The following is a 21,271-nucleotide window of genomic DNA, read 5'->3' as shown; positions in this document are numbered from 1 at the left end:
CCTCATGGCCTGGATCGGCCTTCTTGTAAGTGTCCGTGAAAACGGGGGTGAACCCAAGAGCGAGCCAGCTCTCTTAAGCTGACGACACTCCAGCTTCGCGCTCAAAGAGAGCTAATCTCGTACAGAGCACCCGCGAGTGGTGACGCCAACTTGGGCTCGAGCTATGACTTGGTCGAGCTTCTTACCGTTTTAGTTGAGCTCGCACAATTCAATTCCGAGCTTCTGGAGAGGTCTGTCTCAAAAAACGCCAACATTGAGTCTTTCTCTGTGTCTCAAGAGCACATAGACCAGCTTTCTAACCCAACGATTGAAGGATTCTCGTTCCATGATCGAGAAGATTCGCACCGTCTCGACTACATCCGACGCAAAATGCCAAGACCATACAACCTTGCGCATTTCATGACAGAAGGACAGACCGAGGATTTCATTGGTGCGTGGGATGGTGACGAAGATAGTGGAGAGTCATTCCACAATGGTGGCCCGCCAGACTGGCAAACAATATTTGACATCCCTTAGCTTCCCGTTGCGAAAATCCAACAATTCGTTCAAGCCTACGTTGCTTCGTGGCCGCACTTGCGGTGTAAACTGACGCTACACCGCAACTCGGCCACTGCGCAATGCGGCTTAACTCAGACGCTCTCTTCCGATGAGTGGTCAGGCCTCCATCGAGGCACTGGCAGTCAGCTCATCGCGGCGCCGCGCATTGACGATCGTCAGCAGCTTGCGCATGCAGGCCACCAGCGCGACTTTGGCCAACCTCCCGCGTTCGCGCAGCTGCTGATAATGCGCTTTCATCACCGGACCCCAGCGCACGGCCGATAGCGTGGCCGTGTACAGCGCCACGCGTATGGGCGCGCGACCTGCGCTTGCCATGTGTCTTGCCGCTGTCGCGATTCATCGAGGCCACACCGACCAGTTTGGCGTTCTGCTGCCGGGTCCGCGTGCCAAGCTCGGATGACAGCGCCAGGCTCGTCGCCTGGAAGGTTGGACCCATGCCTTTCGATGACCGCAGCGACGGCATCAGATGCGGGCAGACATGACCACGGCAGAAGGATCGCAACCTGCCACGCCCCTGCTGGCACCGACACGCTTCATCGTCCCGTTCCTCACCCATGCGATGGGTACGCTCGCCGGCGTGCTGGCTGCTTACTGCATCGCCAGCAGCCGCAAAGCGCCGTTCGCGCGGGCAATCGGCGCGCTGTTCCTGTGCAGCGACACCGTGGCTGCCGTCATGATTCCGGCCTCACGTGGTTGGAGGCCTGCGATCTGCTGTTCGCCTACCTGCCGGTGGCATGGCTGGCGGCGTGGATCGGAACGCGGAGGCGGCGCGCGCGTGCGGGCAATGGCGAACGGAGGCGCGTGTGAATGCGCCGCCGGATTCAGACAGCATCGTGCGCCAGTTCGCGCAGCTTGCCCTCATGCAGTTCCAGCACACGGTCCAGTCTCCGCGCCAACCGTCGGTCGTGGGTCACGAGCACCAGACTGGTCTTCTGCGCACGATTGAGATCCAGCATCAGATCGAAAACGGTCGCCGCGGTCTTCTCGTCGAGGTTGCCGGTAGGCTCGTCACCCAGAACGCAGGCCGGCCGGTTGACCAGTGCGCGCGCCACGGCGGCACGCTGGCGCTCGCCGCCGGACAGTTCGCCCGGCTTGTGCGCCAGGCGATGACCGAGTCCCACGGCTTCCAGCAGTGCCCTCGCCTTGCCCGACGCGTCGTTGGCGGCAGCACCGCCCAGCATCACCGGCATCATGACGTTCTCGAGCGCCGTGAACTCCGGCAATAGATGATGGAACTGGTAGACGAAGCCGAGCGCCTTGTTCCGCAACTGGCCGCGCGCGGCATCGGACAACGACGACATCTTCTGCCCTGCCACGTACACCTCGCCCGCCGTCGGCGTATCGAGGCCACCGAGCAGATGCAGCAGCGTGCTCTTGCCCGCGCCGGATGCGCCAACGATGGCGACCGTCTCACCAGGCTGTACGTTGAGTTCAAGCCCGTCGAACACCGGCGTGCGCAGCGAACCCTCGGCGTAGGTCTTGCCAAGCGATTCGGCATGGACGACCGCGGAACGGATGGAATCATTCATAGCGCAGCGCCTCCGCGGGCTGGGTGCGGGCGGCGCGCCAGGCCGGATACAGCGTGGCCAGGAAGCTCATCGTCAGCGCGACGGCGGCGATCATGACCACTTCGCTGCCACTCAGTTCGTAGGGTAGACCGGTGATGTAGTACACATCGGGTGGCAGCAGCGTCACCTTGAAGACTGCTTCGATGGCAGCGAGGATGTATTCCAGGTTGATCGTCAGCAGGATGCCGCCGATCACGCCCAGCACGGTGCCCATCACGCCGATCAGCACGCCCTGCACCATGAACACCTGCATCACGCCGCGCGGAGTCAGGCCCAGCGTACGCAGGATGGCGATGTCGGCCTGCTTGTCGGTGACCAGCATCACCTGCGAGTTCACCAGCGAGAACGCGCCCATCAGGATGATGAAGGACAGCAGGATGCCCATCACCGTCTTCTCCATCTTCAGCGAGTGGTAGAGGTTGGCGTTCTCGCTGGTCCAGTCGCTGATGCGGTACGGCCCCTGCAGACGAAGCGCCAGGTCGCGCGCGACCTCCCAGGACTGGTACATGTCGTGCAGTTTCAGCCGCACGCCGGTCACGCCCTCGCCCATGCGCAGCACGCGTTGCAGGTCGCCCATGTGCACCAGCGCCAGGTTGCGGTCCACGTCGTTGTGGCCGACCGAGAAGATGCCGCTGACGGTGAAGCGCTTGATCTTCGGCATCGCGCCCATCGGCGTGCCCTGGAAGTCGCCAGCGGTCACGACGACGCTGTCGCCGACACCGACACGCAGCCACGCCGCCAGCTCCTGCCCGAGCAGGATGTGGAATTCGCCCGGCTTCAACGAATCCAGCGTGCCGGTCTTCATCTTGTCTCCGATCACCGAGACCTTGGGTTCCTCGCCCGGCAGGATGCCCGTCACCAGCGCGCCCTGCGGGTCGGCGTTGCCGGTCAGCATGGCCTGCACGTGGATGAAGGGCGCCGCGCCTGCGACGCGCGGGTCATCCATGGCGATCCTGGTCGCGTGCGGCCAGTCGTGCATGGCCTCGCCCGCGCCCATCACCGTGGCGTGCGCGGTGGCCTGCAGCAGGCGGTCGCGGATCTCGCGCTGGAACCCGCTCATCACCGACAGCGTGGTGATGAGGATCATCACGCCCAGCGCGATGCCGACGACCGAGGCCAGCGAGATGAAGGAAATGAAACCGTTGCGGCGCTTGGCGCGGAGATAGCGCAGGCCGATGGCGACAGGGATGGGTTTGAACATGGGCCTATGGTGCCCGATCCCTCCGATGCCGCCCAGCTTCCCCGTCGCCCGCAGCAAGCCGGAGTTCACGCCGCTGCGCGGCCGGCAGCGTATCGGGCCACCAGGCCGCGTGGCGCCAGCGGCCACCGGCTCGGTCGCGCCAGCGCAGGAACGCCAGCGATCCCCGCCAGTGCAGGCGCGCGTCCACCATGGGCGCGCCGTCGACCGTCGGCGGGCGCCCATTGCCGGGAAACCAGAAGACCGGGCGGCACCTGCGCCCTTCGCTTCGCGCCTGCCACAGGCCATAGCCGAATGACGCGATGGCGACCGGCCAGGCGAACAGGCGCGGCATTTCGCTGGCCAGCACCGACACGGCGGCCAGCACACCCAACACGATCAGCACAGTCTGCAGCAGGCGCGACGGGCGCCACTCAAGCCGGCAGTTGACGGATCCGTTCGACCAGCGCGGCGAGTTCCGCATCGGGACAGTGCTCGTAGCCCATGAACCAGCGCCAGAGCTTATCGTCCTCGCAATCCAGCAGGCGTAGGAAAACCACGCGTTGTGGCTCGGATTCGGTCGCCCAGCAACGATCGAGATAGCGGCCGAACAGCTGGTCCAGTTCGCGCATGCCGCGCCGGCAGCGCCAGCGGATGCGCTTGAGTTCGGGATCGTCGCTCACGCCGCGGCCAATGCCAGTGCGAGGCGCACCCAGAACGCGATCAACACCAGCGTCGCCAGCGCATAGGCGACGAACCGGGTCATGACGTGGTTCCAGGTGCAATGGACCAGGCTGTGCACGGCGCGCAGACCCACGAAGGCCCAGGCCAGCGCGAGCGATGCGAGATCCGAGACACCGAGCTGTGCCGCCAGCAGCACGCCGGCGTAGAACAGCACCGGCAGCTCGAACAGGTTGCGGAAGTTGTCCGATGCGCGCGTGTCGACCAGCAAACGCACCGAATCGGACACGCTGGCGAGGTCCTGCGCATCGATGCGCTTGCGCGCCATTTCGCCGAGGCGCAGCTGGTACAGCCTGATCCACACGAGGAAGGTCAGGCCAGCCATCGCCACCGCAGGCCAGAGGATCGCCGTGGCGGATGCGTCGCCCATGCGGTCAGGCGCGGCGCGCCATCATCAGCTTCTTGATCTCGGCGATCGCCAGCGCCGGGTTCAGGCCCTTCGGGCAGGTCCGGGCGCAGTTCATGATGGTGTGGCAGCGGTACAGCTTGAACGGATCTTCCAGATCGTCCAGGCGCGCACCGGTGTCCTCGTCGCGCGAGTCGATGATCCAGCGGTAGGCCTGCAACAGGATCGCCGGACCCAGGTAGCGCTCGCCGTTCCACCAGTAGCTCGGGCAGCTGGTCGAACAGCACGCGCACAGGATGCACTCGTACAGGCCGTCCAGCTTCTTGCGGTCTTCCGGCGACTGCAGGCGCTCGCGGTCCGGCGGTGCCGGGGTCTGCGTGCGGATCCACGGCTTGATCGACGCGTACTGCGCGTAGAAGTGGGTCAGGTCCGGTACCAGGTCCTTCACCACGTCCATGTGCGGCAGCGGATAGATCGGCACTTCCGCCTTGGTGCAATCGCCGATGGCCTTGGTGCAGGCCAGCGTATTCGTGCCGTCGATGTTCATCGCGCACGAACCGCAGATGCCCTCGCGGCAGGAACGACGGAACGTCAGCGTGGGATCGATCTCGTTCTTGATCTTGATCAGCGCGTCCAGGACCATCGGACCGCACTTGTCGAGATCGACCTCGTAGGTATCGGTGCGCGGATTGGCGCCGTCGTCCGGGCTCCAGCGGTACACCTTGAAGGTGCGCACGTTCTGGGCGCCCTTCGCGGGGAAGTGCTTGCCCTTGGTGACGCGCGAGTTCTTCGGGAGGGAAAATTCGGCCATGGCTTTAGATCCGTGATTCGTGATGGGTGACTAGTGATTCGACGAAGCTGATCGCGGCACGTGGAGCGCCTGGCGAATCACCCATCACGAATCACCATTCACGGCTTCAATAAACGCGCGGCTTGGGCGGCACCACGTCCACGTCCTTGCTGAGCGTGTACATGTGCACAGGGCGGAAATCGAAGCTGCACGTGCCGTCGTCGGCGACGTTGACCAGCGTGTGCTTCTGCCAGTTGACGTCGTCGCGCTCCGGGAAGTCCTCGTGCGCGTGCGCGCCGCGGCTTTCGTGGCGCTGTTCGGCCGAGTTGATCGTGGCGACCGCGCTGAGCAGCAGGTTGTGCAGTTCGTAGGTCTCGATCAGGTCCGAGTTCCAGATCAGCGAGCGGTCGCTGACCTTGACGTCCTGGAAGCTGGAGAAGATGTCGGCCATCTTGTCGCAGCCTTCCTTCAGCGTCTTGCTGGTACGGAAGACGGCAGCATCGGCCTGCATCGTGCGCTGCATGTTGTCGCGGATCACCGACGTCGGCGTGTCGCCGTTGGCGTTGCGCAGCTTGTCCAGGTGCGACAGCGCCTTGTCGCAGGCATCGCCCGCGAGCGGCTTGTGCGATGCACCGCTCTTGATCGTCTCGGCGCAGCGGTTGGCGACCGCGCGACCGAACACCACCAGGTCGAGCAGCGAGTTGGAACCCAGGCGGTTGGCACCATGCACCGACACGCAGGCGGCTTCGCCGATCGCGTACAGACCCGGCACCACGGCGTCCGGGTTGTCGCCAACCTTGCGCACGACTTCGCCGTGGTAGTTGGTCGGGATGCCGCCCATGTTGTAGTGCACGGTCGGGATGACCGGGATCGGCTGCTTGGTCACGTCCACGCCGGCGAAGATGTGGGCGCTCTCGGCGATGCCGGGCAGCTTCTCGTTGATGACTTCCGGACCCAGGTGGGTCAGGTCGAGCAGGATGTGGTCCTTGTGCTCGCCGACGCCGCGGCCTTCGCGGATCTCGATGGTCATAGAACGGCTGACCACGTCGCGCGAGGCCAGGTCCTTGTAGTGCGGTGCGTAGCGCTCCATGAAGCGCTCGCCGTTGCTGTTGCGCAGGATGCCGCCTTCGCCGCGCACGCCCTCGGTGATCAGGCAGCCCGCGCCGTAGATGCCGGTCGGGTGGAACTGCACGAACTCCATGTCCTGCATCGGCAGGCCGGCCCGCATCACCATGCCGCCGCCGTCGCCGGTACAGGTATGGGCGGAGGTCGCCGAGAAGTACGCGCGGCCGTAGCCACCCGTGGCCAGCACCACGCCGTGGGCGCGGAACAGGTGCAACGTACCGGTGGCCATGTCCAGCGCCAGCACGCCGCGGCAGGCGCCTTCCTCGTCGAAGATCAGGTCCAGCGCGAAATACTCGACCATGAAGCGCGCATCGTGCGCCAGCGACTGCTGGTACAGCGTGTGCAGCATGGCGTGGCCGGTGCGGTCGGCGGCGGCGCAGGTGCGCTGTGCCGGCGGGCCTTCGCCGTACTTGGTCGTCATGCCGCCGAACGGGCGCTGGTAGATCTTGCCCTCCTCGGTGCGGGAGAACGGCACGCCGTAGTGCTCCAGCTCGATGATGGCCGGGATGGCCTCGCGGCACATGTACTCGATGGCGTCCTGGTCGCCCAGCCAGTCCGAACCCTTGATGGTGTCGTAGAAGTGGTAGCGCCAGTCGTCCTCGCCCATGTTGCCGAGCGCGGCGGAAATACCGCCCTGCGCCGCCACGGTGTGCGATCGGGTCGGGAAGACCTTGGTCAGGCAGACGGTCTGCAGGCCCTTGGCCGCAAGACCGAAGGTCGCGCGCAGGCCGGCACCGCCGGCGCCCACCACGACCATGTCGTACTTGTGTTCGGTGATCTTGTAAGCGGACATGGTGCTCAGTTCCCCAATGCGATGCGGGCCACGGCGAAGACGCTGACGAGCGCGCCCAGCACAGCAATGAATTTGACGGTGGTCTGCACCGCAAGGGCGAGCAGCGAGTTGTGCACGTAGTCCTCCAGCACGACCTGCAGGCCGAGCTGGGCGTGCCAGAACATGGCGACCAGGAAGCCGACCAGCAGTATCGCGTTCCACGGCTTGGCGACCGCCGCGGTGGCGGTGACGTAGTCGGCGCCGATCAGGCTGAGCACGAAGACCAGGAACCAGATCGTCAGCGCGACCAGCGCGGTGGCGGTCAGGCGCTGGTGGACGAAGTGTTCGGTGCCCGTCTTCGCCGAACCCAGGCCGCGCGCATTCTTGATGGGAGTACGGAAGTCACTCATGCGCCACCTCCCAGCAGGACGTAGACCCACACCAGCGCCGTGATGACCAGGCTGGCGATCACCGACAGCCAGCTGCTGCGCACGAACGTGGCGATGCGGTAGCCGATGGCGAAATCCTGCACGATGTGGCGGATGCCGTTGCACAGGTGGTAGGCGAAGGCCCAGGTCCAGCCGAACAGGAACAGCTGGCCATACCAGGCGCCCGCGTACGCGGTGAAGCAGTTCCAGGCTTCGGGTCCGATCACCAGCGTCAGCAGGCCCGCAGTGATCAGCAGGGCGCCGGCGGCGAGGACGATGCCGGTGGCACGATGCAGGATGGAGGTCACCATCTGGATCTGCCAACGGTAGACCTGCAGATGGGGGGAAAGCGGACGTTGTGGAGTCGCCATTCGTTGCGCTCGTTGTCTCGGCTGGGCGGTCAGGACCGCGTTGGCTGTTCGCGCACTGCTCAGAAATCGATGCAGCGCCCGTTCTTTTCCCAATCCCCGTACCGCGTGGGCTCAGGCCCGTTGCGGCCACCGATCTCCTTCTGCACGGCCGCATCTCCCGTACCTTCGCCCGGCGTGGGCGGCGAGGTATCGGATGGCTGTGTTCCGGGATCGTGGTCGGGAATCGGGGGAGTTTGACCTATCATGGCGGTCTCGCAACGCACAAAATTTTAATCCCCGCCCCCTTGGCTGACAACCTTTCCCGTACCAGTCCACCGGTTTTCGCCCTGCCAGACCACGCATTGGTCGCGCTGGAAGGCCCGGATGCCGAGGCATTCGCCCACGCCCAGTTCGCCAACGACGTGGCTGCGCTGGCCCCTGGGCAGTGGCAGTGGAATGCGTGGCTGACGCCCAAGGGACGGGTGATTGCGGTGTTCGCGCTCGCCAGGCGAACCACGGATGACCTGTGGCTGGTGCTGCCCGATTATCCCGCCGATGCGTTCGTCGAGAGTCTGCGGCGGTTCGTGTTCAGACGAAAGTTGAAGATCGGAATCCCGGCCGGCATCGCCGTCAATGGTGCGTTTGCGCACCCCGCGCGTGCCCGCGGTGCGCTGCTCGACGACACCGACGGCGTGCTCGAACTGGACGTCGGTGGCGAAGGCGGACCAAGGGCATGGCGCATCGGTCCGTCGGCTGAAGGAGATGCGGCATCGCAGTCGGCATGGCGAGCCGCCGACCTGCGCCATGGCCTCCCCCGGCTGTCCGCTTCGCAGCGCGAACAGTGGACACCGCAGCAACTGGCGCTGGATCGCCTGTCCGCCTACAGCGTCAAGAAAGGCTGCTACCCCGGGCAGGAAATCGTCGCCCGCACGCACTTCCTCGGCAAGGCCAAGCGCTCCCTGCAGTGCTTCCTGGCGGAAGGCATGATTGCCGACGGCATCCCGGTCCGTGAGGGCGAGCGCGATGTCGGCGAAGTCGCCTGCATCGCACCCGCTGGCGCTGGCAGCGTGCTGCTGGCCGTGATGCCGTTGGAGCACGCCGGCACCGGTCTTGTCGCCGATGGCCATCCACTTGAGCGGCAAGCCCTGCTGGATGGCCTGCGTCGCTGAGTCGTTTCCGCGCGGCGATTGATCCACGTCAATGACGCCGTTCCACGGCGACCTAGACTGCCCGCGTACCCGAGCAGGAAGCATGCCCATGCATCATGACGTCATCATCATCGGCGCCGGACCCGCCGGCCTCTGCCTCGCGAAGGCGCTATGCGACCTCGGCCTGAAGGTGGCGCTGGTGGAACGCCAGCCACGCGCGGCGATCGCCGAACCCGCCTTCGATGGGCGCGAGATCGCGCTGACGCATGCGTCGATGCGGCTGCTTGGCGACCTCGGCATCTGGCGGCACCTGCCCGCGGAGGCCTGCTCGCCGTTACGCGCCGCGCGCGTGATGGAGGGCGATTGCCTGCGCGACATGCGCATCGATGCCGAACTGGCCGGCAAGCCGGCGCTGGGCATGCTGGTGCCGAACCACCACATCCGCGAAGCGGCATGGAAAGCCGTGTGTGACCTGCCCGGCCTGGACCTGTTCGACAGCGCGCGGGTCCACACGGTCCGCACGACCGACGACCAGGCCTGCGTCACGCTGGGCGACGGCCTGCGCCTGGAAGCACCGCTCCTGGTCGCGGCCGACAGCCGTTTCTCGGAGACGCGCCGCGCGATGGGCATCGGCGCCGACCAGTACGACTTCGGCAAGAGCATGCTGGTCTGCCGCATGCACCATGAGCAGCCGCACCAGGGGGTTGCCTGGGAATGGTTCGGCCACGGCCAGACACTGGCGCTGTTGCCGCTGCAGGAACACCAGGCTTCCGTGGTCGTCACCCTGCCCGACAGCGCGGCGAAACGTCTCGCGGCACTGGACGTGGATGCATTCGCACGCGAGATGGAGCAGCGTTACGGCCACCGTCTGGGCCACATGCGGCTGGAAAGCAGTCGGCACGTCTATCCGCTGGTGGGCGTGTACGCACGCCGCTTCGTCGGCCGCCGCTTCGCACTGGTGGGCGACGCGGCGGTCGGCATTCATCCGGTCACGGCGCACGGCTTCAACCTGGGACTGGCCAGCGTGGAACGGCTGGCCAACATGGCGCGCGAAGCGCTGCGCACGGGCGGCGACCTGGGATGCGTGGAAGGGCTGGCGCGCTACGAGCGGCGTCATCGTCGCGGTTCACGGCCGCTTTATCTGGCCACGCGCGCGATCGTGGAGTTGTATACGAACGACCGCGCGCCCGCGCGCGTCGTGCGCGAAACCGTGCTGCGCGCAGGCCGCCGGCTCACTCCGTTCCGGCGCGTGCTGGCGCGTACGCTGGCCGACGAACGGCCCCTGGATCGGCATCCGCTGCAGCGCCTGCGCGATGGCCTGGCACTGCTCCGACCGTAGCGTGCGCCACGCGCACGACCACGCCAACCATCGCCCGACCGAATTCGCGCGCGCGGCGCACGCTACGCGCCGAGCCAGGCCTCGAAGCGGTCGAGGAACGACTGCAGCCGCCTGCGCAGGCGCTCGTCGGCGATGGCGCCATCGGCGTCGATCTGGCCTTCGCGGTACTGGATGGCGATCTCGGGCTGCGGCAACACCGCGACATCGACCGCGGCCAGCACGTTGCGCAGGTGCTGCTGGGCCGACACCGTGCCGTGCGCGCCCGGCGATGTGCCGATCACGCCGGCCCGCTTGCCGCCGAACGAATTGCTTCCGCCCGGCCGCGAGCCGACATCGATGGCGTTCTTCAGCACGCCCGGGATGGACCGGTTGTATTCCGGCGTGATGAACAACAGCGCGTCGCAGGCTTCCACCTGTTGCTTGAAACGCAGGCCCGCCGCAGGGAAATCAACGTCGTCGTCCTGGTCGTACAGCGGCAGGTCGGCGATGCCGATCTCTTCGAACACGAAGCGGTCGCCCGCCAACGCCTGCGTGGCGCGTGCGAGCTGCCGGTTGTAGGAGCCGGCACGCAGGCTGCCGACGATGAGGCCGATGCGGGGCGTGGACATGTCCATTCCTCAGCGTGTGGGGACGGCCATCATGCCAGCCGGCCAGCCGCTGCGACGATATCCTCATCGCCCGGCAGCACCAGGAAGGCGGCGCCGGCCAACGGAGTGTAGGTGTCCGCACCGACCACGCGCTGGAACGGTCGCGCACGGTAGCCCGCCTCCGCGATGGCGGTGATGACGCCCTCGCCCACGCCTGCCGCATGGCGGCCTTCGTCGACGACCAGGATGCGCTTGGCCGATGCCGCCTGCCTGGCGATGAACGCCTCGTTGAGCGGCACCAGCCAGCGCAGGTCGACCACGCGCACCTTCCAGCCATGCTGCTTCTCGATGCTGCGCGCCGCACGCAGGCTCATCGGCACGCCGTTGCCGTAGCTGAAAATGACCAGGTCGTCCGCATCCTCGCCGTACACCCGGCCTTCGCCCAGTGGCATCGCCTCGTCCTGCGCGGGATACGGGAACAGCCACTGGCCGTCGCCGGCTTCATGCAGATCCTTGGTCATGTACAGCGCGATGGGTTCCAGGAACACCGTCACGCGCCCGTCCACCTTCGCCAGCGCGGCCAGCGTACGCAGCATGGTGGCCGCATCGTCGCCACGCGACGGGCAGCCCACGACCAGGCCCGGGATGTCGCGCAGCGCAGTGATCGAGTTGTCGTTGTGGAAGTGGCCGCCGAAGCCGCGCTGGTAGCCGAGGCCCGCCATGCGCACCACCATCGGGTTGCGGTACTGGTTGTTGCTGAAGAACTGCAGGCTGGCCGCTTCGCCGCGGATCTGGTCGCAGGCGTTGTGGAAGTACGCCAGGTACTGGATTTCCGGGATCGGCAGCATGCCCAGGTTCGCGTAGCCCTGTGCCAGGCCGAGGATCATGGTCTCGTCGAGCAGCGTATTGAACACGCGCGTGCCCTTGAACGCCTTCTGCAGGCCCTTGGTCACCGTGTACACGCCCCCCTTCTGCGCCACGTCCTCGCCGAACAGCAACGTCTCCGGATACTTGCAGAACAGGTCGTGCAGCGCGTTGTTGATCTGGATCGCCAGATGGCGCGGCGGCAACTTCTCCGGCAGTTTCTCCTCGCTGCCGAACGCCGCGACGCGCTTTTCGTGTGGCGCGGTGCGCACCGCTTCCTTCGCCACGGCGTCGGGCGTGTACGGCGCCAGCGGCGCCATGACATGCTCCAGCGTGGTGATGCGCGGCCGACGGTCGGCATCTTCGGCGGCGGCGAAACAGCGCTTGCGCGTGGTTTCGTACAGGCCCAGCAGTGCGTCCTTCGACATCAGGCCGGACTCGAGCGCGATCGCCGCCGAGCGCAGCAGCGGATCGGTCGCCTCCACCGCACACAGTTCTTCCAGCGGGCGCCATTCGATCTCGAAGTCGGTACCCGCATGACCCATGATGCGCGTGGTGCGCAGGTGCAGGAAGGTCGGGCGGCGCGTGCGCCGGCAGTGCTCGACCGCCGCCTGCACCTGGCCGTAGCCGGTCGCCAGGTCCAGGCCATCGGCATGGAAGTAGTCCAGGTCCTTGCGGTCGCGGAAATTGCGGCCGATCCAGCCTTCCGGCGTCTTCACCGAAATGCCGATGCCGTTGTCTTCGCAGACGAACAGCACCGGCGCCGGCAGCTTCTGGTAAGCCGTCCAGGCCGCGGCATTGAAGGCGGTCTGCGCGGTCGCATGGTTGCTCGACGCGTCCCCGAACGAACAGATCGCGATGCTGTCCTCGGGGATCGGCGACACATGGCCGATGCGGCGTGCCTGCTCGATGGCCACCGCCGTGCCCAGCGCCTTCGGCAGGTGCGAGGCGATCGTCGAGGTCTGCGGCAGCACCCACAGCGGCTTGCTGCCCCACACCTTGTGGCGGCCGCCGCTGGCCGGGTCCTCGGCGCTGGCCGCGAACGACAGCGCGGAGTCCATGATCGGGTCCATGCCGGGCAGCTTGCGGAAGCGCTCGGCCATGAAGCCGCCGGAGCGGTAGTGCAGGAACGCCGGGTCGGTGTGGCGGGTGAGCCGCGCGACCATCGCGTTGCCCTCGTGGCCCGACGAACCGATGGTGTAGAAGACCTTGTTCTGCACGCGCAGCACGCGCGCCATCAGGTCGAGGTGGCGCGAGATCAACTGCGATTCCAGCAGTTCGATGAAGCTGGTCGCGTCCAGCGCGCTGCCGGGCAGGACGGCGTCGCCGGCCGCGGGTTTCGCACCCGCGTGCCCGTTCCACTCCTTCACGAACTCGATGAAGTTCTGGTCACAGATCTCGGCACGGTTGAGGCCCTTCATGCGGGCCGGAATCGGGTTGGCAGTCATGTGTTCGCTCTGGATCGGGAAAACGCCAGGCGTGTCGCGACTTCGTCGCTGACGCCAGGCATGGGGACAAATCCTGGCGTGGCGCGCACGCGCGCCAGCCAGTCGGTGATGCGGGGGTACGTGGACAGGTCGAAGCCGCCGTCTTCCGCGCAATGGGTGTAGGCGAACAGTGCGATGTCGGCCACGCCGTAGGCATCGCCGGTAAACCACGCCGCGTTTCGCAGATGGTTTTCCATCACCGCCAATGCTTGCCCTCCGCGCTCGATCAGCCGCGGCAGGTCGGCGCGGCGCGGGGAATCCACCGGCGTCCAGCCGCGGATGAAGCGCGCCACCGCGATGTACGGCTCGTGGCTGTACTGTTCGAAGAACAGCCAGCTCAACACCTGCGCACGCCGCCAAGGATCGGTGGGCAGGCATTCGCTCCCCTCGGCCAGCCAGCACAGGATGGCATTCGATTCGACGAGGATGCCGCCGTCGGCGCGCTCCAGCATCGGCACCTTGCCGTTGGGATTCTTCGCCAGGTACGCCGGCGTGCGCGTCGCGCCGTTGGCGCTGTCGACTTCGATCCATGTGTAAGGACAACCCAGCTGCTCCAGCAGCAGGCGCACCTTGTGGCAGTTGCCCGATGTGGACATGCCATGGACGGTGACGGCTTCAAACGACATGGCGATCCTCTTGGAACACGGCGATGCGGGCGGCCTTGGCGAGGTCTTTCGGGCGACCGAACAGAGTGAAGATGCGTCGCTGTTCCGCAAAGGTCGGCACGCGGATGGCAAGGCCACCGAACCCGATGCTGGTGTCGTCCAGCACCTGCAGCGGACGCCAGCCCTCCACCGTCATCACCTCCAGGCCGCCCATCACTTCCAGCGGCATCGGCAGGTGCGTGAAGCGCGCGAACGCGGAGCGGAAACGCGCCTCATCCTGCGGGCGGTAAGCGAGATCGGCGTGCGGCGTCCATGCCGCCTGCAACCGGTGCGCGTCGTCGCGACTGCACAGCACATCGATATCCTGCGGCGCGATGTCGGGTGTGCCGGCCAGCGCCATCGCCGCGCTGCCGATGATCCACCAGGGATCGCGGAAGGTCCGCACCAACTCAGGCAAGGCATGTTGCAGGCCTGCATGCAGTGCGGAGGTCTGGCTCACGGATGCGATGCCCTGTCCGCTTGCCACTGCGCGCGCGTCTGGCCCCAGACCTCGACGGGCTTCTCGTGATGCGGTTCGGGCAGCCGGCCCATCCGTTGGTAGGTCGAACCCAGTTTGGCGGCGACGGTTTTCGAGTTGGCGTTGGCCGGGTCGATGGTGTGGATGACCTCGTCCCAGCCCAGACGATCGAACGCCCAGTCGATGCTCGCCGCGGCGGCCTCCGGCGCATAGCCCCGCCCCCAGGCCTCGCGTGCGATGCTCCAGCCCACTTCCGTTCCCGGCCAACCCTCGGGCTGCCAGGGGCCTACGCGCCCTACCCAGCGACCGCTCGCCTTCTCGATCACAGAGAACATGCCGAACCCCTGCAGATGCCAGCTGCCCAGCGTTGCCGCCAGACTGCGCCATGCGGGCGAACGCGCGGAAACGCCGCCGATGTAGCGCGTGGCTTCCTCATCGGCGCCAAACGCCGCCCAGGCTTCGTAATCGTCCCGCCGCGGCAGGCGCAGCAGCAGGCGCGGGGTTTCAAGCTGGAGATCGGAAAGGTCCATCGATACCGCACCATCCCATCGGAATGACCAGACATGAGCGACGACGCTCGACTTCCGCTGCATCCGCTCCCAATTCCGGGAGCGGTCGATGTCAGAACGCGTTGATGCCCGTCAGTTCACGGCCGATCACCAACTGGTGCACGGTTTCCGTGCCTTCGTAGGTGATCACCGACTCCAGGTTCAGCGCGTGGCGGATGGCGGCGTGCTCGGTGGTGATGCCGGCGCCGCCGAGCAGGTCGCGGCACTCGCGCGCGATGTCGATCGCCATGCGACAGTTGTTCCACTTCGCCAGCGAGACCTGCGACGGGGCCATGGTGCCTGCATCCTTCAAACGGCCGAGCTGCAGCGACAGCAACTGCGCCAGGGTGATGCGGCGGGCCATTTCGGCCATCTTGATCTGCGCACTCTGCGTGGCCGCCACGGGCCGGTCGAACAGGATGCGCTCCTTGGTATAGGCCAGCACTTCGTCCAGGCAGGCGATGGCTGCGCCGATCGGTCCCCAGGTGATGCCGTAGCGGGCCTGCGTCAGGCAGCCCAGCGGACCCTTGAGTCCCTTGACGTTCGGCAGGCGGCTGCTGTCTGGCAGGCGCACGTTGTCGAAGAAGAGCGCGCTGGTCACCGACGCACGCAGGCTCATCTTGTGCTTTATCTCCTGCGCGGTGAACCCTGGCGTACCCTTCTCGATGAGGAAACCCTGGATGCCGTCGTCGGTCTGCGCCCACACGATGGCGATGTCGGCGAGGTTGCCGTTGGTGATCCACATCTTGGAGCCGTTGATCACCCAGTCGTCGCCATCGCGACGGGCGTTCGTCTTCATGTTGGCGGGGTCGGAGCCACCGTGCGGCTCGGTCAGGCCGAAACAGCCAATGACCTTGCCCGCGGCCATGTTGGGCAACCAGCGCTCGCGCTGCTCTTCGCTGCCATAGGCATAGATGGGATACATGCACAGCGAGGACTGCACGCTGACGAAGCTGCGGATGCCGCTGTCGCCACGCTCCAGCTCCTGGCAGATCAGGCCGTAGCTGACCGCATTGAGGCCAGCGCAGCCGTACTTCTCGGGCAGCGAGGAACCGAGCAGGCCCAGTTCGGCGATCTCCTGCACCAGTTCCTTCGGGAACCGGCCCTGGTCGAAGGCGTCGCCGATGATGGGACGCACGCGCTCATCGGTAAAGCGGGCCACCGCATCCTGCACGGCGCGCTCCTCCTCGCTCAGCAGGGAACGGACATCGAACAGGTCGTACGGATTCAGGGCCATTGCACTTCAACCGGAGTCGGATATTCACCGCATTGTATGCGGCGGCCCTCGGCATCGGTAAGCGCCAGTCCGCAAAGCAAAGGCCGGCGAAACGCCGGCCTTTGCGGGGTGCCACGTTGAAATGCAGGCCCTTGCAGGGCCGGCGCGTCAGCCCTTGCCGGGGGCGTCGACGCTGGCGGTCTGCGTCACCACCTGGCCGTCGATGACCGGCAGACGGTCACCCGGCTTCTGGTCCAGGCGGATGGTCTTGTCCTGGCCATCGAAACGGTAGGTCACGTCGTAGCCGATCACCTTGTCGGTGGTACCCATCGCGATCCGCGAACCCGGCTTGCTGTCCATCCGCATGGTGCCCGTGGTGCCGTCCGGATTGCGGTAGGTGACGTTGTAGCCGGTCACACGCGAGGACTCGGACGTCGCGTTCTCGGTGTGGCACTGGCGCTCGGTGCGGTTGACGACCCTGCCACCCACATGGCGCTTGTCGACCTGGTTGCCGATGGCGCCGCCTGCCACGGCGCCCGCAACCGTCGCCGCCTTCTTGCCGTTGCCGCCGCCGACCTGGTTGCCGATCAGGCCGCCGATCACCGCACCTGCCACCGTGCCGCCGACGTTCCCGTCGCGCTCGGGCAGGCGCTCCTGCACCACCACGTCCTGGCAGACCTCGCGCGGCGTGCTGGTGTGGGTGGTTTCACGGACGGCCTCCGTGCCGATCACCGTGGCGTACAACTTCTCCGAACTGGTGATCGGATCGGCCTTCACCACCGTGGCGTACTGCAGCGTGCCCGTCGGGATTTCGTTGCCGTTGGCTGCCACGTCATCCGCGACCAGCGTGCCGTCGGCTGCCGTCACCAGGCCGCCCTGCTCCGAAGGACTCTTGTCGCCCCCCTTGAGGAACGCGGCGGTGGCGACGCCACCCACCAGCAGCGCGCCGACGGCGACCAGGATCGTAGTGGTATTGCTCTTCATCGCTGCCTCCAAGTCGGGCTGTCCCCGATTCATCTTGGTCATCATTGCACCATTGCCAAGCTGAACAAAGCACCCGCGAATGCGCATGAAAGCGAACGGAAAATGAACGCTTCCGCGACGCGACGATCATGCTAGCGTGGCGGCGGTTCAAGTCTTCAGAGAGTATCGCCGCCATGGCCAACCCCCTGCTCCTGCCACTGCTCGATTGGGCACGGAAACTGCGCTATCCGACCTTGTTCAAGATCACGGCCTGCCTGTTTCTGGTCACCCTGGTCATCCCCGATCCGTTTCCGTTCGTGGACGAGATCCTGTTCGGCCTCGGCACACTGCTGCTGGCCAACTGGAAGCGGCGCAAGGAACCGGCGCCGTCGATCGAGCCATCCAAGCACTGATGCATGCTGGTCGACAGCCATAGTCATTTCGACGCACCCGAGTTCGACGCCGACCGCGGTGCGGTGCTGGCGCGCGCGCGCGCGGCAGGCGTGACCCGTCAGGTCGTGCCCGCGATCACCGCGTCGTCCTGGCCCAAACTGCGCGAGGTGTGTGCGAGCGGTGCGGGGCTGTTCCCTGCGTATGGCCTGCACCCGATGTATCTCGCCGACCATCGTCCCGCGCATCTTGACGATCTGCACGACTGGATCGATCGCGAGCGGCCCGTGGCGGTCGGCGAATGCGGACTGGACTTCTTCATCGAAGGCCTGGAGCCCGCCGAACAGCAGCGCTATTTCGACGGCCAGCTGAGACTCGCGCGCGCGTTCGACTTGCCATTGATCGTGCACGCCCGACATGCGGTGGACGCGGTGATCGCCTCGGTCAAACGCGTCGGCCAGCTGCGTGGCGTGGTCCACAGCTTTTCCGGCAGCCCGGAGCAGGCACGTCAATTGTGGCAGCTCGGCTTCCTGATCGGACTGGGCGGACCGGTGACCTACGAGCGCGCCAATCGCCTTCGCACACTGGCCCGCACGATGCCGCTCGACTTCCTGCTGCTGGAAACCGACGCACCCGACCAGCCAGATGCCGGCATCCGCGGCCAGCGCAACGAGCCATCACGGCTTCCTGCCGTCCGCGACGTGATCGCCGAACTCCGCGGCGCCTCGCCGGCCGAGATCGCCGTGGCGACGACGCGCAATGCCGAGCGGCTGTTCAAGCTGCCGGCGAACTGACTGCCGTTTTCGCCGGCTTAGCCAGCGCTTCCAGTGCCTTGCCCACCATCGCGAACGCGAATGCGCCGGTGATGTGGGTGGCCGCCCCCAGGCCGACGCCGCAATCCAGCTTCAGCGCAGCATCTGCGCCCAGTTGCGGACGCAGGCCGCAGACGCTGCCATCGGCCTGCGGATACTTGACGTTCTCGAGCGAATAGACCGCCTGCACGCCGAAGTAGCGGTCCTTGTTCTTGGGGAAATTGAACTCGGCACGCAGCTTCTTGCGCACCAGTGCCAGCAATGCGTCGTGCTCGGTGCGCGACAGGTCGCGCAGGCGGATCTGGGTGGGATCGGTGCGGCCGCCAGCCGATCCCGACACCACGATCGGCAGCTTGCGCCGACGACACCAGGCGATCATTTCAACCTTGACGCGGAAGCTGTCGCAGGCATCGAGCACCAGGTCGAAACCGCGGTCCAGCAGTTCAGTGAGGTTGCCCGACGTGAGGAAGTGCGGCACGGCGTCGACATCGATCAGCGGATTGATCGCACGGCAGCGTTCGGCCATGGCCTCGGCCTTGTTGCGTCCGTAGTGGCCGTCCAGCGCGGGCAGCTGGCGATTCGTGTTGGAGACACAGATATCGTCGGCATCGATCAGCGTCAGGTGACCGATGCCGGACCGCGCAAGCGCTTCCACCACCCACGAGCCCACCCCTCCCATCCCCACCACGGCCACGCGCGCGGCTGCGTGGCGCTCCACCGTACCCACGCCGTACAGCCGGTCGATGCCGGCGAACCGGTCCCTGAGTTCTTTCTTCATGTCACCAGTGTAAGCCGTGGCGCAAACCGTGACGGGCGTCGTACCATCACGGCGTCATCCACAAGGAGCCCGCCGCATGGCCAGCCAACCCGAGACCAAGAAACCGTCAGCCGCCTCGCGTTACCTGTTCCTGTTCCTGATCGGCCTGGTGGTGGGCGCGATCTGCACGGTCATGGCGCTGCGTGCCATCCAGGCGCGGCAGGATCGCTTCCCCGACAGCGTCATGCAGGTGATGGCAAAACACGCCGGGCTGCTGGCCGACAAGGTCAAGCAGAACCGCTGCGCCGCCACCGACACCATTCCCCACGTGCGTACGCTGCGCGCGATGGCGAACGACCTCGACATGGCCTTCCCGGGCATCGCGGACGACCAGCGCTTCAGGACCCACACCAGCCAGTTCCGCGCCGATCTCGACGCCGCCCTCAGTGCGCCGCCGACCGACTGCGCCGCCGCCGGCGCGCTGGTCGAAAAGGTGGGTGCGGACTGCAAGGCCTGTCATCAGGATTTCCGCGGATGAGCCATGCTGCGCGACTGAATCGCTGCTGACATCCGGGCCGCGCAAGCGGCCCGATTGTCATCATGTTCACGCGGGGATGTGGAGCATGCGCCGCGAAGGGACCGCACTGCACGACGGACCCACCATCCCCAGGAGACACCCATGAACATGCGTCTGCTCGCCATCGGCCTGACCGCAACCGTCGCTCTCGCCGGCTGCGCCAGCACGTCACCGGGCTACGGTGGCGGCGGATACAACAGTGGCGGCTACAGCAGCGCACCTGCCAGCCGCTACTGCGCCGACTGCGGCATCGTCGAGCGTATCGATGTCGTACCGTCCGGCCGCAGCGCTCCGTCGGCGACCGGCGCCGTGCTGGGTGGTATCGTCGGCGCGGTCGCGGGCCGCCAGATATCCGACCGCACCGGCGGCAGCGAAGGCAACAAGAATGTCTCCACCGTCGCTGGCGCAGTCGCAGGTGCGGCCGCCGGCAACGCGATCCAGAACCGCACCACCGGCGATACCTACAACGTCACCGTCCGCATGGACGACGGGCGCCGCGTGACGATCAGCCAGCATGACCTGGCAGGCGTTCGCGAGAACACCTACGTTCGCATCCAGAACGGACGCGTGGTGATCCGCTGATTGATCGCAGGTTTTCGTCAGCGCAAAGAAAAAGCCCGGCGTCAGCCGGGTTTTTTCGTGGAGCGCGCGCCTGGGCGCGATTCGGCGATTCAACTCAGACCGGCTGCACGGCGTCCGCCTGCAGGCCTTTCTGGCCCTGCACGACGGTGAAGCTGACCTTCTGGCCTTCCTTCAGGCTCTTGAAGCCCTGGGTCTGGATGGCGCGGAAATGCACGAACACGTCTTCACCATTCTCGCGGCTGATGAAGCCGAAGCCCTTGGCATCGTTGAACCATTTCACTGTTCCGGTTTCACGATCAGACATCTACTTGCTCCTTGAAACGGGTGGTGGATACGCCTGCTGGGCGGCTGGTTGCAAGGAGGAAGCGAGGTGCAAGGATGCAGCGGATCATGGATCTACCCCATCAGGCCACGATTCACGGTGACCTTGGCAACGGCAGCGAGCGCACGGTAACCCGGCATTTGGCAAAATGCAAACGCCCGAACGAAAAAGTCAAGCCCCAACAACCCTTTGATTCCTCAGGAGATTTGATTGGACATCCAGATGCTTTATTACGCTTTGGCCGTGGTGCTGATCCTGGTGGGCGTTGCCGGCGTGGTCCTGCCCGCCCTGCCCGGCCTGCCGCTGGTGTTCGCGGGCATGCTGCTGGCGGCGTGGGCGGGCGATTTCCAGCAGATCGGCTGGGTGACGCTGGTGGTGCTGGGCCTGCTGACCGCACTGTCCTTCGCGGCCGACATCTTTTCCACCGCCATCGGTGCGCAGCGCGTGGGTGCCAGCCGCAAGGCGCTCGTCGGCACAGTGATCGGCACGTTCGCCGGCCTGTTCTTCATGCCCATCGGCCTGCTGGCCGGCCCTTTCGTCGGCGCATTGCTGGGCGAACTGTGGCATGGGCGCGAGTTGGGACAGGCCGCCAAGGTCGGCCTCGGCACCTGGCTGGGCATCGTGCTGGGCGTGGTACTGAAGCTTGGCCTGACCTTTGCGATGCTGGGTCTGTTCGTCTTCGCCTGGTTATTCTGACGCGTC

Annotated in this window: 27 protein-coding genes and 1 pseudogene; 8 read left to right on the top strand and 20 right to left on the bottom strand. The window is 66.1% G+C overall.

Annotation, left to right across the window (positions count from 1 at the left end; genetic code table 11):
• Window positions 1-168: 168 nt before the first annotated feature.
• On the top strand, window positions 169-516 hold the full coding sequence (locus tag V7060_RS08915) for a hypothetical protein (RefSeq protein WP_334178878.1): 348 nt from the start codon (window positions 169-171) through the stop codon (window positions 514-516).
• A gap of 138 nt (window positions 517-654) precedes the next feature.
• Here the strand turns inward: V7060_RS08915 and V7060_RS08910 are convergent.
• From V7060_RS08910 to V7060_RS08860, 11 genes and pseudogenes are all read right to left on the bottom strand, one after another.
• Window positions 655-1,012 (bottom strand): annotated as a pseudogene (locus V7060_RS08910) (transposase); the annotation flags it as partial.
• Window positions 1,013-1,379: 367 nt separating this feature from the next.
• Complete coding sequence (gene lolD, locus V7060_RS08905; RefSeq protein WP_334178877.1) at window positions 1,380-2,087, bottom strand: lipoprotein-releasing ABC transporter ATP-binding protein LolD; 708 nt, start codon at window positions 2,085-2,087, stop codon at window positions 1,380-1,382.
• Window positions 2,080-3,327 carry a lipoprotein-releasing ABC transporter permease subunit gene (locus V7060_RS08900; protein ID WP_334178876.1) on the bottom strand — a complete coding sequence of 416 codons (1,248 nt, stop codon included), beginning with the start codon at window positions 3,325-3,327 and terminating at the stop codon, window positions 2,080-2,082. The genes lolD and V7060_RS08900 overlap by 8 nt, the downstream gene beginning before the upstream one ends.
• 4 nt (window positions 3,328-3,331) lie before the next feature.
• Window positions 3,332-3,787 carry a hypothetical protein gene (locus V7060_RS08895; RefSeq protein WP_334178875.1) on the bottom strand — a complete coding sequence of 152 codons (456 nt, stop codon included), beginning with the start codon at window positions 3,785-3,787 and terminating at the stop codon, window positions 3,332-3,334.
• Entirely contained in the window at window positions 3,738-3,986 is a 249-nt protein-coding gene (locus tag V7060_RS08890; protein ID WP_334178874.1) for a succinate dehydrogenase assembly factor 2, read from the bottom strand. Before V7060_RS08890 ends, V7060_RS08895 begins: the two co-directional genes overlap by 50 nt.
• Window positions 3,983-4,414: an MAPEG family protein gene (locus tag V7060_RS08885; RefSeq protein WP_334178873.1), complete on the bottom strand. Its 432-nt coding sequence runs from the start codon at window positions 4,412-4,414 to the stop codon at window positions 3,983-3,985. Before V7060_RS08885 ends, V7060_RS08890 begins: the two co-directional genes overlap by 4 nt.
• Window positions 4,415-4,418: 4 nt before the next feature.
• Window positions 4,419-5,201 carry a succinate dehydrogenase iron-sulfur subunit gene (locus V7060_RS08880; protein WP_334178872.1) on the bottom strand — a complete coding sequence of 261 codons (783 nt, stop codon included), beginning with the start codon at window positions 5,199-5,201 and terminating at the stop codon, window positions 4,419-4,421.
• 106 nt (window positions 5,202-5,307) lie between these two features.
• Window positions 5,308-7,098 (bottom strand): succinate dehydrogenase flavoprotein subunit, encoded by a 1,791-nt coding sequence (gene sdhA / locus V7060_RS08875; RefSeq protein ID WP_334178871.1) that lies wholly within the window; start codon window positions 7,096-7,098, stop codon window positions 5,308-5,310.
• A 5-nt stretch (window positions 7,099-7,103) separates the two neighbouring features.
• Window positions 7,104-7,487 carry a succinate dehydrogenase, hydrophobic membrane anchor protein gene (gene sdhD, locus V7060_RS08870; RefSeq protein ID WP_334178870.1) on the bottom strand — a complete coding sequence of 128 codons (384 nt, stop codon included), beginning with the start codon at window positions 7,485-7,487 and terminating at the stop codon, window positions 7,104-7,106.
• Window positions 7,484-7,876 (bottom strand): succinate dehydrogenase, cytochrome b556 subunit, encoded by a 393-nt coding sequence (gene sdhC / locus V7060_RS08865; protein WP_334178869.1) that lies wholly within the window; start codon window positions 7,874-7,876, stop codon window positions 7,484-7,486. The genes sdhD and sdhC overlap by 4 nt, the downstream gene beginning before the upstream one ends.
• Window positions 7,877-7,935: 59 nt before the next feature.
• On the bottom strand, window positions 7,936-8,121 hold the full coding sequence (locus V7060_RS08860) for a DUF1674 domain-containing protein (protein WP_334178868.1): 186 nt from the start codon (window positions 8,119-8,121) through the stop codon (window positions 7,936-7,938).
• Window positions 8,122-8,160: 39 nt separating this feature from the next.
• Between V7060_RS08860 and V7060_RS08855 the strand changes: the two genes are divergently transcribed.
• Window positions 8,161-9,024, top strand: coding sequence for a folate-binding protein (locus tag V7060_RS08855; protein WP_334178867.1), 864 nt, complete (start codon window positions 8,161-8,163; stop codon window positions 9,022-9,024).
• Between the two features lie 88 nt (window positions 9,025-9,112).
• Complete coding sequence (gene ubiM / locus V7060_RS08850; RefSeq protein WP_334178866.1) at window positions 9,113-10,342, top strand: 5-demethoxyubiquinol-8 5-hydroxylase UbiM; 1,230 nt, start codon at window positions 9,113-9,115, stop codon at window positions 10,340-10,342.
• Between the two features lie 62 nt (window positions 10,343-10,404).
• On the opposite strand, the gene V7060_RS08845 is transcribed toward ubiM, so the two are convergent.
• The 7 genes from V7060_RS08845 to V7060_RS08815 form a co-directional block, all read right to left on the bottom strand.
• A complete protein-coding gene (locus V7060_RS08845) occupies window positions 10,405-10,950 on the bottom strand; it encodes an NADPH-dependent FMN reductase (RefSeq protein ID WP_334178865.1) in 546 nt (181 codons plus the stop codon).
• Window positions 10,951-10,979: 29 nt separating this feature from the next.
• Complete coding sequence (locus tag V7060_RS08840) at window positions 10,980-13,241, bottom strand: thiamine pyrophosphate-dependent enzyme (RefSeq protein ID WP_334178864.1); 2,262 nt, start codon at window positions 13,239-13,241, stop codon at window positions 10,980-10,982.
• Window positions 13,238-13,906: a glutathione S-transferase family protein gene (locus V7060_RS08835; protein WP_334178863.1), complete on the bottom strand. Its 669-nt coding sequence runs from the start codon at window positions 13,904-13,906 to the stop codon at window positions 13,238-13,240. The genes V7060_RS08840 and V7060_RS08835 overlap by 4 nt, the downstream gene beginning before the upstream one ends.
• Entirely contained in the window at window positions 13,896-14,384 is a 489-nt protein-coding gene (locus V7060_RS08830; protein ID WP_334178862.1) for a hypothetical protein, read from the bottom strand. Before V7060_RS08830 ends, V7060_RS08835 begins: the two co-directional genes overlap by 11 nt.
• The gene (locus V7060_RS08825; protein WP_334178892.1) at window positions 14,381-14,932 is read right to left on the bottom strand and encodes a GNAT family N-acetyltransferase; all 552 of its coding nucleotides are present in this window, start codon (window positions 14,930-14,932) and stop codon (window positions 14,381-14,383) included. Before V7060_RS08825 ends, V7060_RS08830 begins: the two co-directional genes overlap by 4 nt.
• A gap of 91 nt (window positions 14,933-15,023) precedes the next feature.
• On the bottom strand, window positions 15,024-16,187 hold the full coding sequence (locus tag V7060_RS08820) for an acyl-CoA dehydrogenase family protein (protein WP_334178861.1): 1,164 nt from the start codon (window positions 16,185-16,187) through the stop codon (window positions 15,024-15,026).
• 147 nt (window positions 16,188-16,334) lie between these two features.
• The gene (locus V7060_RS08815) at window positions 16,335-17,150 is read right to left on the bottom strand and encodes a glycine zipper 2TM domain-containing protein (protein ID WP_334178860.1); all 816 of its coding nucleotides are present in this window, start codon (window positions 17,148-17,150) and stop codon (window positions 16,335-16,337) included.
• A 173-nt stretch (window positions 17,151-17,323) separates the two neighbouring features.
• Here V7060_RS08815 and V7060_RS08810 point away from each other — a divergent pair, with 173 nt between their 5' ends.
• Together V7060_RS08810 and V7060_RS08805 are read left to right on the top strand one after the other, a co-directional pair.
• On the top strand, window positions 17,324-17,542 hold the full coding sequence (locus V7060_RS08810) for a DUF6116 family protein (protein WP_334178859.1): 219 nt from the start codon (window positions 17,324-17,326) through the stop codon (window positions 17,540-17,542).
• Window positions 17,543-17,545: 3 nt separating this feature from the next.
• Window positions 17,546-18,313: a TatD family hydrolase gene (locus tag V7060_RS08805; RefSeq protein WP_334178858.1), complete on the top strand. Its 768-nt coding sequence runs from the start codon at window positions 17,546-17,548 to the stop codon at window positions 18,311-18,313.
• On the opposite strand, the gene V7060_RS08800 is transcribed toward V7060_RS08805, so the two are convergent.
• Complete coding sequence (locus tag V7060_RS08800; protein ID WP_334178857.1) at window positions 18,294-19,109, bottom strand: tRNA threonylcarbamoyladenosine dehydratase; 816 nt, start codon at window positions 19,107-19,109, stop codon at window positions 18,294-18,296. The two genes, V7060_RS08805 and V7060_RS08800, sit on opposite strands and share 20 nt — an antisense overlap.
• A 76-nt stretch (window positions 19,110-19,185) precedes the next feature.
• On the opposite strand from V7060_RS08800, the gene V7060_RS08795 reads away from it, so the two are divergent.
• Together V7060_RS08795 and V7060_RS08790 are read left to right on the top strand one after the other, a co-directional pair.
• On the top strand, window positions 19,186-19,626 hold the full coding sequence (locus V7060_RS08795) for a hypothetical protein (RefSeq protein ID WP_334178856.1): 441 nt from the start codon (window positions 19,186-19,188) through the stop codon (window positions 19,624-19,626).
• Window positions 19,627-19,767: 141 nt separating this feature from the next.
• Window positions 19,768-20,247: a glycine zipper 2TM domain-containing protein gene (locus V7060_RS08790; protein WP_334178855.1), complete on the top strand. Its 480-nt coding sequence runs from the start codon at window positions 19,768-19,770 to the stop codon at window positions 20,245-20,247.
• Between the two features lie 94 nt (window positions 20,248-20,341).
• On the opposite strand, the gene V7060_RS08785 is transcribed toward V7060_RS08790, so the two are convergent.
• On the bottom strand, window positions 20,342-20,551 hold the full coding sequence (locus V7060_RS08785) for a cold-shock protein (protein WP_055944114.1): 210 nt from the start codon (window positions 20,549-20,551) through the stop codon (window positions 20,342-20,344).
• 228 nt (window positions 20,552-20,779) lie between these two features.
• Between V7060_RS08785 and V7060_RS08780 the strand changes: the two genes are divergently transcribed.
• Window positions 20,780-21,265 (top strand): DUF456 domain-containing protein, encoded by a 486-nt coding sequence (locus V7060_RS08780; protein ID WP_334178854.1) that lies wholly within the window; start codon window positions 20,780-20,782, stop codon window positions 21,263-21,265.
• Window positions 21,266-21,271 lie beyond the last annotated feature (6 nt).

The sequence above is a fragment of the Pseudoxanthomonas sp. genome, assembly GCF_036845285.1.
Lineage (GTDB): Bacteria > Pseudomonadota > Gammaproteobacteria > Xanthomonadales > Xanthomonadaceae > Pseudoxanthomonas_A.
The sequence above is the reverse complement of the archived record's forward strand: the minus strand, read 5'-3'. Positions and strand labels throughout refer to the sequence as shown.

Bases quoted from the DNA above. Each gene is read 5' to 3' on its own strand.
- V7060_RS08815 (WP_334178860.1), bottom strand. From the start codon at position 17,150: ATGAAGAGCAATACCACTACGATCCTGGTCGCCGTCGGCGCGCTGCTG.
- V7060_RS08790 (WP_334178855.1), top strand. From the start codon at position 19,768: ATGAACATGCGTCTGCTCGCCATCGGCCTGACCGCAACCGTCGCTCTC.
- V7060_RS08880 (WP_334178872.1), bottom strand. From the start codon at position 5,201: ATGGCCGAATTTTCCCTCCCGAAGAACTCGCGCGTCACCAAGGGCAAG.
- lolD (WP_334178877.1), bottom strand. From the start codon at position 2,087: ATGAATGATTCCATCCGTTCCGCGGTCGTCCATGCCGAATCGCTTGGC.
- V7060_RS08845 (WP_334178865.1), bottom strand. From the start codon at position 10,950: ATGTCCACGCCCCGCATCGGCCTCATCGTCGGCAGCCTGCGTGCCGGC.
- V7060_RS08895 (WP_334178875.1), bottom strand. From the start codon at position 3,787: ATGCGGAACTCGCCGCGCTGGTCGAACGGATCCGTCAACTGCCGGCTT.
- V7060_RS08810 (WP_334178859.1), top strand. From the start codon at position 17,324: ATGGCCAACCCCCTGCTCCTGCCACTGCTCGATTGGGCACGGAAACTG.
- sdhD (WP_334178870.1), bottom strand. From the start codon at position 7,487: ATGAGTGACTTCCGTACTCCCATCAAGAATGCGCGCGGCCTGGGTTCG.
- V7060_RS08805 (WP_334178858.1), top strand. From the start codon at position 17,546: ATGCTGGTCGACAGCCATAGTCATTTCGACGCACCCGAGTTCGACGCC.
- V7060_RS08820 (WP_334178861.1), bottom strand. From the start codon at position 16,187: ATGGCCCTGAATCCGTACGACCTGTTCGATGTCCGTTCCCTGCTGAGC.
- V7060_RS08795 (WP_334178856.1), top strand. From the start codon at position 19,186: ATGGCCAGCCAACCCGAGACCAAGAAACCGTCAGCCGCCTCGCGTTAC.
- V7060_RS08900 (WP_334178876.1), bottom strand. From the start codon at position 3,327: ATGTTCAAACCCATCCCTGTCGCCATCGGCCTGCGCTATCTCCGCGCC.
- V7060_RS08835 (WP_334178863.1), bottom strand. From the start codon at position 13,906: ATGTCGTTTGAAGCCGTCACCGTCCATGGCATGTCCACATCGGGCAAC.
- ubiM (WP_334178866.1), top strand. From the start codon at position 9,113: ATGCATCATGACGTCATCATCATCGGCGCCGGACCCGCCGGCCTCTGC.
- V7060_RS08885 (WP_334178873.1), bottom strand. From the start codon at position 4,414: ATGGGCGACGCATCCGCCACGGCGATCCTCTGGCCTGCGGTGGCGATG.
- V7060_RS08785 (WP_055944114.1), bottom strand. From the start codon at position 20,551: ATGTCTGATCGTGAAACCGGAACAGTGAAATGGTTCAACGATGCCAAG.
- V7060_RS08800 (WP_334178857.1), bottom strand. From the start codon at position 19,109: ATGAAGAAAGAACTCAGGGACCGGTTCGCCGGCATCGACCGGCTGTAC.
- V7060_RS08840 (WP_334178864.1), bottom strand. From the start codon at position 13,241: ATGACTGCCAACCCGATTCCGGCCCGCATGAAGGGCCTCAACCGTGCC.
- sdhC (WP_334178869.1), bottom strand. From the start codon at position 7,876: ATGGCGACTCCACAACGTCCGCTTTCCCCCCATCTGCAGGTCTACCGT.
- V7060_RS08825 (WP_334178892.1), bottom strand. From the start codon at position 14,932: ATGGACCTTTCCGATCTCCAGCTTGAAACCCCGCGCCTGCTGCTGCGC.
- V7060_RS08860 (WP_334178868.1), bottom strand. From the start codon at position 8,121: ATGATAGGTCAAACTCCCCCGATTCCCGACCACGATCCCGGAACACAG.
- sdhA (WP_334178871.1), bottom strand. From the start codon at position 7,098: ATGTCCGCTTACAAGATCACCGAACACAAGTACGACATGGTCGTGGTG.